Genomic DNA, 10,832 nt, shown 5'->3' on the forward strand with positions numbered 1-10,832 from the left:
GTGTGCGATAGGCCGCAGCGCTGTCGCGAAATCACTCATAATCGAACCGCCCGCCGCGGGTGAGGAAGAAGAAGAACACCGTGACCACCATCAGCAGCACCACGAGGAGCGTCGCCAGCGCCGCGGCATAGCCGAAGGCGGAGTACTGGAAGGCCTGCTGGTAGATGTAGCTGATCAGCAGCGCCGTCGAATTGGCCGGGCCGCCCTTGGTCATCACGTAGATCAGGTCGAAGGCCTGCGCGCCGGTGATGGCGGCGACGGCCGAGACCAGCAACACGAAGAAGCTGGTGGGGCGCAGCAAGGGCAGGGTGATGAACCAGAAGCTCTGCGTCGCGCTGGCGCCATCGATGCGCGCCGCCTCGTAATATTCCTTGGGGATATCCTGCAAGCCGCCCAGAAAGATCAGCATGTAAAAGCCCATCAGGAACCAAACCGCGGCGAGCGTCACGGTGAACAGCGCGAGGTTCGGGTCGCCGAGGAAAGAGATGCCACCGAGCCCGATCGAGGCGGCAAAGCGGGTGAGGACGCCGAGCTTGTCGACCACCATCAGCTGCCAGACCAGCGCCACGACGACGAGGCTGACCATCTGCGGCGCGAAGAACATCGAGCGCATCACGGTGTTGAACTTGCTGGTGCGCTGCACCAGCAGCGCCAGGCCGAGCCCCGTGACATAGAGCAGCGGCACCAGCATCAGGGTGAACTGCCCGGTGACGCGCAGCGACGACCAGAACAGCGGGTCACCCCACATCTTCAAGTAGTTGGCGAACCCGACGAATTTGAAGCCGCCAAAACCGTCGACCTCGAACACCGAGATGCCGAGCGCCAGCAGCATCGGCAGGCCGATGAACAGCATCAGGCCGATGGCGTCGGGCGCGACGAACAGCACGCCGGCAATGGCTTCGCGCTGTTTGGTGGTGAGCCGGATGGCAGCGGGCTTGTCGCCCGCCGCCGTGGTTGTGATCTCAGTCACTGGTCCATTCCCTGGTTGGCTCCCCTCCATGGAGGAGAGCCAGTCGTGTGTAAGGAGGCACTGGCATTTGAACCGGACGCCTTCTCCCCTTGTGGGAGAAGGTGCCCGAAGGGCGGATGAGGGGTTCTCTCCGCATACTCCAATCGCTCGTCGCTTGCGCTTCGAGCGCGCTACACTTCGTTGCGCGAACCCCTCATCCGGCGCTGCGCGCCACCTTCTCCCACAAGGGGAGAAGGCAAGAGGTGCGCATCGCCGCCATCGATGCCGTTACAGAATCGGTGCGCCTGAGTAAGACGCGAGGAAGGCGTCGAGCTGCTGGCTGGCGGCGGTGGCCGTGGCCTGCGGGTCGGCGCCGCCGAGCTGGGTCTGCTGGATGGCGTCGGAGATGATCTTGTAGACCTCCGGCGGCACCCGCGGCTCGGCCCGGGTTCCGGGATGGATCTGGGTGCCGAAGATCCCCATATTGCCCTTGTTGAAGGCATCGCCACCGGCAGCCAGCGCCGAGTTGCGCGGCGGCATGTCGGACTTCGCCACCGTGCACCAATCGACCACGCGCTGCACCGAATCCGGCGCCATCGAGGCCAGGGCCCAGGCGATGAACTTCGCCGCGGCTTCCGGGTTCTTGCCCTTGGAATTGGCGACGAAGGCCCAGCCGCCACCGACGGTGACGTACTTGCCGCCAGTCGGCACCGGCAGCTTGAAGATGCCGTAAGGGACGTCGGGGGCGTTGTTGTCCATCGCCGAGATGCCCCAGATGCCGACATTCTGCATGGCGCAGTAGCCGGAGCCGAGGTTGGCGACGATATCGCCACCGCCACCGCCGAGCATCTGGCGCGGCGCGGCGCCGGAATTGACCGCATCCTGCCAAAGCTTCAGCGCTGCGACGGTTGCCGGCGAGTCGAAGGCGGACTTGCCTTCAGCCGACTGGAATTCGCCGCCGCCCTGCCACATGAACGGGTACCAGGTGAAGTTCTGGTAGTAGCCCGGGTTGGTCTCGAACAGCACGCCATAGCGCTCGGCCGTGGTCAGTTTTTTGCCCACTTCGAGCAACTGGTCCCAGGTGGTGGGCACGTCGTTCTCGTTGAGGCCGGCCTCCTCGAAGGCCTTGACCGAGTAGTAGAAGGCCATCGGCTCGACTTCCATCGGCACGCCGAAGATCTTGCCGTCGACCATGCGGTTGGCGATGACGCTTTCGGGGAAATCGGCGCGCGCCGCTTCCTCGATCGCCGGGGTCAGGTCCTGCAGCACGCCGCCATTGTAGTAGCGCAGGAAATCGCCGGGCGAGATGATGAAGATATCCGGGCCCTGGCCCGAGGCGAACGAGGTCGCGAGCTTGGTGCCACCGATATACTCGGAGCCCACCACATATTCGAGCGCGACCTGTTCGGATTGGGTGGCGTTCCAATCGGCCACCATCTTCACGAACCAGTCGACCTGAGGCTTCACATCGCCGCCCGGGGCATAGAACTGCCAGAAGCTGAGCGTGTTGTCCTGCGCGAACGCCTTGCCGGCGAACGGCAGGGCAAGGCCGGCAGCGCCGAGTGCGGCACCGCCTTTGAGGATGGACCGGCGGGACCATCCCGACGGCATGTTGGACGTAAGAGTCATCTCACTCCTCCCTGGAGCTTTGGTGTTGTCGTCCGGGACGCGGCCACCTCCCCCGAAACGGCCGCGCTTGGTTTGTTCGGGTCGGCTAGGCCGACTCGAAGATGCGCAGCGCACAGGGGATGACCTCGGTGCGCGGCGGGCCGTCGAACTTGCCGTTGAGGCGGTCGAGCAGCATTTCAACGGCGCGCCGAGCCAGCGCGCCTGGGTTCTCGCCGGCTCGGGTGAGGTTGGGCCTCACATATTCGAGCTGCGGCAGGTCGCCGAAAATGGCGACGGCAATATCGTCGGGGACGCGGACGCCCTGATCGTGGAACTCGGCCAGCGCACCCATCGCCATCAGGTAATTGCCAATGAACACGGCGCTCGGCTTGTCCTCGCCGCTCAGTTGCGCGATCCACTGCGCCGCCTCGCGACCGGAGGGCGGCAGGTAGGTGCCGGTGTAGCGCTGGGCTTTCTTGACCTTGACCTTGTGATCCCTGAGGGCCTGTTCGAAGCCATCGGCGCGGGCCATGGCGGATTCGAAATTCTCCGGCCCGGTGACCTGCACCACCGTCTTGTGCCCGCGTTCGGCAAAGTGCTTGCCGACCATGTAGCCGCCGCCGTAGTCGTCGACCTTGACGCTGTCGACGGCGTGGCTGGCGAGCTGGCCGATGAACACCGTCGGGGTGTCGAGCTTTAAGAGCTCCTCGTTGATGCCGTGCAGGGCGAAATCGCCGACCAAGAGGCCATCGACGCGCTTTTTGTTGAGCTGGCGCAGGTAATCGCGGCCATGCGTCTGCCAGTTTCCGCCCGGCACGTCGGTATTGTAGATCAGCGCGTCGAGCCCGGCGTCCTCGAGCGCCGCCTGCGCCGCCTTCACCATCTCGGTGTAGAACGGGTTGCCGATATCGGGGATCAGCATGGCGATCAGGTTGGTGCGTCCCGTCCGTAGGCTCTTCGCCTGCGGGTTGGGCGAATAGCCGAGCTCATCGATCGCCGCCTGCACCTTTTCGCGCAGCGGCTTCGACACCCGATTGGCGTGGTTGATCACATGCGAGACCGTGGTCCGCGACACGCCTGCCCGTTCGGCAACCTTTGAGATCGTGCTCATGGCGGCAACGGCTAGCACCAAACGAAAGACGCATGCAAATGGATTTGTGAATGCATTTGCAAATCCATTCACAGCTGTTACGTTCGGTCTCGCCAGAAGACGGGGACAACCCCGCGATGGGAGAAATACCTGAACGATCACAATGGTTTAATCAGCGCACTCTGAAGTCGGCCGCCAGTTTTCGGCGGTTTTCCGAGTGCGGATGGCTTTTCAACAGCGGACGCGGTGAAAAACCCGCGATCCGGCACCGGCGAAGCTTTGTCGAAACGCCGGACAGAGGAGGGACGAGATGAAGAAATTACTGGCGGCTCTGCTGCTCACGGCCGGGCTGGTATCGCCTGCGCTGGCCCAGTCCGATGAAGCGGGCAAGCTGCGGCTGATGACCTTTGGCGGCGAGGCGCAGCTCAAATCGACGCAGGACGCGGTGACCCGCTTCAACGCCAAATACCCCAATGTTGAGGTCGAGATCGGCGTCGATGCAGTGGGTGGCGGCTGGGGCGATTTCGTCTCGCGCGTCTTGCAGCAATACAATGCCGGCGAGCAGTATGACGTCTACCACACGGCGGTGGAGACGCTGCAGAGCTTCGCGGCGCGCGACCTGTTCATTCCGCTCGACGACTATATCGCGACCGGTGACTTCTCGGACTTCGACGCCAAGCTGTTCGACCTGACCAAGTACAAGGGGAAGACCTACTTCATCCCCTCGACCTGGAACAACATCATGACCAACTACAACCGGGCGCTGTTCGCTGAGGCCGGTATCCCGGCGCCCAGCAAGACCTGGACGTGGGACGAGTTCGCCGCCATCGCCGAAAAGCTGACCAAGCGCGACGCCAACGGCAATGTCACCCAGTTCGGCTACGAGGTGCCCGCCTTCTTCTTCGGGCTGATGCCGTGGTTCCTCTCCAACGGGACCTCGCCGGTCACCGCGGACTGGTCGGCCTCCAACATGACGGACCCCAAGGTCGCCGAGACGCTGCAGTTCCTCTACGACCTGATCCACGTCAAGAAGGTCTCGCCGGTGCCGGGGCAGGAGGGCGTCGAGAACCAGTTCTTCGCCGGCCAGATCGCCATGATCTCGCGGGGTCACTGGATCGTGCAGAACGCCATTGCGTCGAAGCTCGACATGGATATCGCCACCCAGCCGGGCAAGGTGAGCAACGACACCGTCATCGGCTTCGGCGCCTATGGCATTTCGTCCAAGGCGCAGAACCCGGAACTGGCCAAGGCGCTGGTCACGGAACTGCTGAGCTACGAGACGCAGGTGGCTGAAGGCGATCTGGGCGGCGCCGTGCCGGGCCGCAAGTCGGCGGCCGAGACCGAGAATTTCCTGAAGTTCCCGCCGTCGGCGCCGCTCTACTACGAGACGCTGCCGACCACCCATGCGGTGCCGTCGCCGGCCAATTTCCAGGAAGTCGACCAGATTTTCATGCGGTATTTCAACGCCATCATGACCGACGAAATGACCATTCCTGATGCCGTCGCCAAGGCAGACCAGGAACTGACCCGCTCGTTCGAGCGGATCAAGCGCGTCACCCAGTAGTCCTCCCCCGGACTGCCCGCGCCGAACCCTCGGGTCCGGCGCGGGCACTTTCACCTGAGCGCTCCAGTTTTCTCCGGCCCGAGATGGTTATGGCGAAGCGACGACTATCCGACCTCCGCAAGGCGCAGATGCAGGCGGGCTACATCTTCGTCTTGCCCTCGATCCTGCTCTACGCGGCGTTCGTGCTGGCGCCGGTCATCATCACCATCATCCTCAGTTTCACCTATTACGACATCAGCTTCGGCGCCGACTGGGTTGGGTTCGAGAACTATGTGCGCTTCCTCACCGAGCCGCGCTCGCTCGAGATCTTCTGGAACACGCTGCGCTTCGCTTTCCTCGCGGTGAGCTTCAACGTGGCGGTCGGGCTGATCCTGGCGCTGGCGCTGAACCGGGCGATGCCGAAATTCCTGCTCTACTTCTTCCGCCTCGCGTTCTTCCTGCCGGTGATCATCTCGGCGGCGTTCGTCGCGGTGGTGTGGAGCTATTTCTACAGCGTCGATTTCGGCGTCATAAACTACTATCTCGGCCAGATCGGCCTGCCGCAGGTACCGTGGCTGAGCTCGTCGAAGGTCGCGATGACCTCGATCGTCATCATGGACGTGTGGAAGAACACCGGGTTCTTCATGATCATCCTGATCGCGGCGCTGCAGGGCGTACCGAGGCCAATCATGGATGCCGCCTCGATGGATGGCGCCTCGGCCTGGCGTCGCTTCAGCCGCATCACCCTGCCGTTCATTTCGCCGGTGCTGTTCTTCTGCATCGTCTTCGCCTCGATCGGCGCGCTGCAGGTGTTCGAGTCGATCATGATCCTGACCGGCGGCGGCCCGGGAGACTCCACCCGCTCGCTGTCGATCTACCTGGTCGACGAGGCGTTCGGCAGCTTCGAGCTCGGCTACGCCGCGGCGGTCAGCGTCATCATGATGATCCTCGTTCTCATCATCACCATCATCCAGATCATCGGCTCGCGCCGCTGGGTGCGGGAGTAGCCGCCATGCAAACCAGATCCATGCAGACGCGCGAAGCCAAGAAGTGGGTCGATCGCGCCATCATCGCGGTGCTGCTGCTGATGGGCATCCTGATGCTGATGCCGTTCTTCTGGCTGTTCTCGATGTCGTTCCGGCCGGCGCCGGAAGCCTACAAGATGCCGCCGAGCTTCTTTCCGCCCAGCTTCGACCTGAGCAACTACCGCACCGTGCTCGAGTCCTCGGTGCCGTTCCTGAAAATCTACTGGAACAGCCTTTACGTCGCGGTGCTGGTGACCATCGGCCAGCTCGTCACCTGCACGCTCGCCGCCTTCGCTTATGCGCGGCTCAGGTTCCCCGGCCGCGACAGCCTGTTCTTCGTCATGCTGATCGGGCTGATGTTCCCGGCGCAGGTGACGATCCTGCCGATCTATCTCGGCTACGCCAAGCTCGGACTGCTCAATAACCCGCTCGGGCTGGTGCTGATGGGCCTGACCTCGAGCTTCGGGGTGTTCATGCTGCGCCAGTTCCTGCGCTCGCAACCCAAGGAGCTCGAGGAGGCGGCGCTGATGGATGGCGCCGGCTACTTCAAGATCTTCTGGCGTATCTCGCTGCCGCAACTGATGCCGGCACTCGGGGCGCTCGCCATCATCACCTTCACCGGCGCCTGGAACGCCTATTTCCAGCCGCGGGCGCTGATCACGTCGCAGGACTCGATGACCCTGCCGATCGCGATGGACCTGCTGCGCGGGTACATGAGCCAGGGCAACCTGTCGGTCGTCATGGCGGCGATGAGCATGGCCATCCTCCCCGTCGTCCTCCTCTTCCTCGTCGCCCAGAAGATGGTGATCGAGGGCGTCACGTTCTCAGGCATCCGAGCCTGACCCATGGATTTTGCAATGACCAGAACCGATCCGCGTTTCATCTACCAAGGCGACCGCACCCGCCACATCGCTTTCCCGCTCGGCGGCATCGGCGCCGGCGGGCTGGCGCTTTCGGGCAGCGGCCGACTGGTCGACTGGTCGATCCGCAACCGGCCGGGGCTGCAGAGTTTTAACGGCTACAGTCACTTCGCTATCAAGGCCGAGGCGGATGGTGAGTTGCTCGATGCCCGGGTGCTCAACGGCCCCTATGAGGGACTGCCGACGGGCTCGCCGACGACGCGGAAATTCTTCGACGGTTTTGGCTGGGGCGCCAACCGCAACACGCTGGCCGGGGTGCCGCATTTCGAGAGCACGACGTTTACCGGCACTTTCCCGGTGGCCGAAGTGGCGTTCCACGACGCGAGCTTTCCGGGGCAGGTGAAGCTCACCGCCTGGAGCCCGTTCATCCCGACCAATGAGCGCGATTCCTCGCTGCCGGCGGCGATGTTCGAGATCAAGGTGACCAATAGCGGCACCGTGCCGGTCGACTACAGCATAGCCGGCACGCTCGGGAACCATGGCTGCCAGAATGGCCGGCACAGCTATAATGAGACCGGTGGGGTGAAATCGCTGCTGCTGACCGCCGCCGATGAGCTGCCGGACTGGCAGACTGGCGACGTCTCGATTGCCACCGATGCCGGGGATGTCGACCACCTCGACTACCATTTCCGCGGCCAGTGGTTCGACGATCTCAACCTGTTCTGGCGCGAGTTCGCGCGGGCGGGCCGGCTGCCCGAGCGGCACTACGACAAGCCGCGGCTCAACCGCAACATGTTCGACCAGCCCGAACACGGCACGCTCGCCGCCCGCGTCACGGTGGCGCCGGGCGAGACGAAGACCGTACGCTTCGCCATCGCCTGGCATTTTCCGGTCGGCCAGGTCTATTGGCGGCCGGGGCAGGTGAATGGCGAGACCGGCACCTGGCGCAACTATTATGCCAGCCAGTGGGCAAACTCCGGCGCGGTGCTGGCTGAAGCCTTCGCGCGCTGGGACGAGCTGCGCGCTCCGACCTTCGCCTTCCGCGACACGCTGTTCGGCACCAGCCTGCCGGTCGACATCATCGATGCGGTGCAGGGCACCATGAGCATCCTCCGCACCGCCACGGTGATGCGGCTCGAAAACGGTGAGCTCTGGGCCTGGGAGGGCCAGTTCACCAATGAGGGCAGTTGCGAAGGCTCGTGCACCCACGTCTGGAACTACCAGCAGACGCTGCCCTACCTGTTCCCGGGGCTGGAGCGGACGCTGCGCGAGACCGACTACACCTATAACCAGCTACCCAATGGCGGGCTGACCTTCCGGCAGATCATCCCGCTCGGCTCGGCCTTTTTCCCGCTCAACCCCTGCGCCGACGGCCAGTTCGGCTCGATCATCAAGACCTACCGGGACTGGAAGATTTCCGGCGATACCGCGTGGCTGAAGCGCTACTGGCCGAAGGTGAAGACGGCGCTCGAATATGCCTGGTCGGCCGAGAACCCGGACCAGTGGGACCCAGAGCGCACGGGCATCCTGTGGGGGCGCCAGCACCACACGCTCGACATGGAACTGTTCGGGCCGAACTCGTGGCTCTCGACCATGTATGTCGCGGCGTTGAAGGCCGGCGCCGAGATGGGGCGTGCGGCGGGCGATACGGGTTTTGCCGCCGAGCTCGAGCGAATGGGGCAGGCGGGCGCCGACTATCTCAACGCCGAGTTGTTCAACGGCGACTACTTCATCCAGAAGACCGACCTCGGCGACAAGGCGCTGATCGAAAAGTTCGATCACGCCAGCGGCAAGGTCGGGGTGCTCGCCGACGGCTTCATGGAGACGTACTGGTCGGACGAGTACGGCCAGATGAAGTACCAGTTCAACGATGGCTGCGCGACCGACCAGATCCTCGGGCAGTGGCACGCCGATCTCGCCGGGCTCGGCAGCTTCCTCGACCCCGACAAGGTGAAGACGGCGCTCGCCTCGGCCTATCGCCACAACTATCGCGCTGACCTCAAGGGGCATTTCAACCCCTGCCGCGTCTATGCCTATGAGGATGAAGGCGGCGTGCTGATCGCCACCTGGCCCGAGGGCACCACCAAGCCGGCGGTGCCGGCGCCGTACTCCGAGGAAGTTTGGACCGGGCTCGAATATATGCTCGCTTCGCATCTGATCTTTCGCGGGCTGACCGACGAAGGGCTCGCCATCGTCCGCACGGCGCGCGCCCGGCACGATGGCTACCGGCGCAACCCTTGGAACGAGATCGAGTGCGGCAGCTACTATGCCCGCTCGATGTCGAGCTTTGCGCTGGTCAATGCCTGGTCGGGCCTCAGCTACGACCTCACCAAGGGTGAGATCGGCTTTGCGCCGAAGCAGCAGGGCGATGGCAGCTGGTTCTGGTCGGTGGGCGAGGGCTGGGGCATCGTCAGCCGCAGCGGCAACCGCGTCCGCCTCGAGGTCCGCCATGGCAGCCTCGATCTCGGTGCGCTTTCCTTTGCCGGCACCAGTGCCCGCATCGACCGCAAGCTCGGCGCCGGCGACGCCGCAGACCTGACAATCGGAGGCTGAGCATGGCGCAACTTGAGCTGAGACAGGTTCGGAAAAGCTTCCAGACGCTCGAAGTCATTCACGGCATCGACCTCACGGTCGAGGATGGCAGCTTCACGGTGTTCGTCGGCCCCTCCGGCTGCGGCAAATCCACTTTGCTGCGGATGATCTCGGGGCTCGAGGAGACCTCGGGTGGAGAGATCTGGCTCGACGGCGTGCGCTGCGACCACCTGCTGCCCTCGGCGCGCGGCATGGCCATGGTGTTCCAGTCCTATGCGCTCTACCCGCATATGAGCGTCGAGGAGAACCTGCGCTTCGGGCTCGAGAACCAGAAGTTGCCCAAGCCCGAGATCGCCACCCGCGTCGACAAGGCGGCGGAGATCCTGCAGATCAAGCACCTGCTGAAGCGCCGGCCCAACCAGCTGTCGGGCGGGCAGAGCCAGCGCGTCGCCATTGGCCGGGCCATCGTCAAGGAACCCAAAGTGTTCCTGTTCGATGAACCGCTGTCGAACCTCGACGCGGAACTGCGGGTGAAGATGCGCTCGGAAATCTCGGCGCTGCACCACCGGCTCGGCACCACCATGATCTACGTCACCCACGACCAGGTCGAGGCGATGACCATGGCCGACCGCATCGTGGTGCTGCGCGAAGGAGTGATCGAGCAGGCCGGCGCCCCGATCGAGCTCTATGCCCGGCCGCGCAACCAGTTCGTCGCCGGCTTTCTCGGCGCGCCGCAGATGAACTTCTTTGCCGGCAAGGTCACCGAGGCGGGCGAACGGCTCGGCGTGGCGCTCAGCGCCGGCGGCCCGACACTCAACCTCGCCCGCCGGGAGGGTGCGGTGAAGCTGGGCGACGCGGTGACCATCGGCATCCGCCCCGAACACCTGATCCTCACCGCCAACGGTCCGCTCTCGGTGCAACTGGTGTCGACCGAGGTGCTCGGCGCGGAGACCGTGCTGCATGGCAAGACCGCCGGCGGCGAGACCGTTACCGCCACCATGCGTGGCATCCTCGCGACGGAACGTGGCGACACGCTACGCTTCGAGATCGCCGATGCCTTCACCCATGTGTTCGACGCCAACGGGCTGACCCTGCAGCCAACCCGCGCCTGGACCGACGACTACATGAAGAAGATTGTGTGATGCTTGCTTCGACAAAAGGCCACCTCACCCGGCTTCGTGGCAACGATGCCGACGGACTGGTGCGCACAGAGTACCCCCACCCC

At 64.2% G+C, this 10,832-nt stretch carries 8 protein-coding genes; 5 read left to right on the forward strand and 3 right to left on the reverse strand.

The features are described from left to right. Positions 1-31: 31 nt before the first annotated feature. The 3 genes from VW23_RS05355 to VW23_RS05365 all read right to left on the reverse strand — a co-directional run bounded on the left by VW23_RS05355 (position 32) and on the right by VW23_RS05365 (position 3,668). Positions 32-970: a carbohydrate ABC transporter permease gene (locus VW23_RS05355; protein ID WP_069908558.1), complete on the reverse strand. Its 939-nt coding sequence runs from the start codon at positions 968-970 to the stop codon at positions 32-34. Between the two features lie 267 nt (positions 971-1,237). Further along, on the reverse strand, positions 1,238-2,578 hold the full coding sequence (locus VW23_RS05360) for an ABC transporter substrate-binding protein (protein WP_069908559.1): 1,341 nt from the start codon (positions 2,576-2,578) through the stop codon (positions 1,238-1,240). Between the two features lie 85 nt (positions 2,579-2,663). Continuing rightward, positions 2,664-3,668: a LacI family DNA-binding transcriptional regulator gene (locus tag VW23_RS05365; protein ID WP_069908560.1), complete on the reverse strand. Its 1,005-nt coding sequence runs from the start codon at positions 3,666-3,668 to the stop codon at positions 2,664-2,666. Positions 3,669-3,957: 289 nt separating this feature from the next. Between VW23_RS05365 and VW23_RS05370 the strand changes: the two genes are divergently transcribed. The 5 genes from VW23_RS05370 to VW23_RS05390 all read left to right on the forward strand — a co-directional run bounded on the left by VW23_RS05370 (position 3,958) and on the right by VW23_RS05390 (position 10,749). Then, positions 3,958-5,211 (forward strand): ABC transporter substrate-binding protein, encoded by a 1,254-nt coding sequence (locus tag VW23_RS05370; RefSeq protein ID WP_069908561.1) that lies wholly within the window; start codon positions 3,958-3,960, stop codon positions 5,209-5,211. Positions 5,212-5,300: 89 nt separating this feature from the next. After that, on the forward strand, positions 5,301-6,197 hold the full coding sequence (locus VW23_RS05375) for a carbohydrate ABC transporter permease (protein WP_244513397.1): 897 nt from the start codon (positions 5,301-5,303) through the stop codon (positions 6,195-6,197). Between the two features lie 5 nt (positions 6,198-6,202). Then, positions 6,203-7,057, forward strand: a complete 855-nt coding sequence (locus tag VW23_RS05380; RefSeq protein WP_244513399.1) for a carbohydrate ABC transporter permease — start codon at positions 6,203-6,205, stop codon at positions 7,055-7,057. 15 nt (positions 7,058-7,072) lie between these two features. Continuing rightward, positions 7,073-9,628 carry a GH116 family glycosyl-hydrolase gene (locus VW23_RS05385; protein ID WP_244513401.1) on the forward strand — a complete coding sequence of 852 codons (2,556 nt, stop codon included), beginning with the start codon at positions 7,073-7,075 and terminating at the stop codon, positions 9,626-9,628. Positions 9,629-9,630: 2 nt separating this feature from the next. Continuing rightward, positions 9,631-10,749: an ABC transporter ATP-binding protein gene (locus VW23_RS05390; RefSeq protein WP_069908565.1), complete on the forward strand. Its 1,119-nt coding sequence runs from the start codon at positions 9,631-9,633 to the stop codon at positions 10,747-10,749. The last annotated feature ends 83 nt before the right edge of the window (positions 10,750-10,832 follow it).

The sequence above is a fragment of the Devosia insulae DS-56 genome, from assembly GCF_000970465.2.
GTDB lineage: Bacteria > Pseudomonadota > Alphaproteobacteria > Rhizobiales > Devosiaceae > Devosia_A > Devosia_A insulae.

Bases quoted from the DNA above. Each gene is read 5' to 3' on its own strand.
- VW23_RS05365 (WP_069908560.1), bottom strand. From the start codon at position 3,668: ATGAGCACGATCTCAAAGGTTGCCGAACGGGCAGGCGTGTCGCGGACC.
- VW23_RS05385 (WP_244513401.1), top strand. From the start codon at position 7,073: ATGACCAGAACCGATCCGCGTTTCATCTACCAAGGCGACCGCACCCGC.
- VW23_RS05370 (WP_069908561.1), top strand. From the start codon at position 3,958: ATGAAGAAATTACTGGCGGCTCTGCTGCTCACGGCCGGGCTGGTATCG.
- VW23_RS05375 (WP_244513397.1), top strand. From the start codon at position 5,301: ATGGCGAAGCGACGACTATCCGACCTCCGCAAGGCGCAGATGCAGGCG.
- VW23_RS05390 (WP_069908565.1), top strand. From the start codon at position 9,631: ATGGCGCAACTTGAGCTGAGACAGGTTCGGAAAAGCTTCCAGACGCTC.
- VW23_RS05360 (WP_069908559.1), bottom strand. From the start codon at position 2,578: ATGACTCTTACGTCCAACATGCCGTCGGGATGGTCCCGCCGGTCCATC.
- VW23_RS05380 (WP_244513399.1), top strand. From the start codon at position 6,203: ATGCAAACCAGATCCATGCAGACGCGCGAAGCCAAGAAGTGGGTCGAT.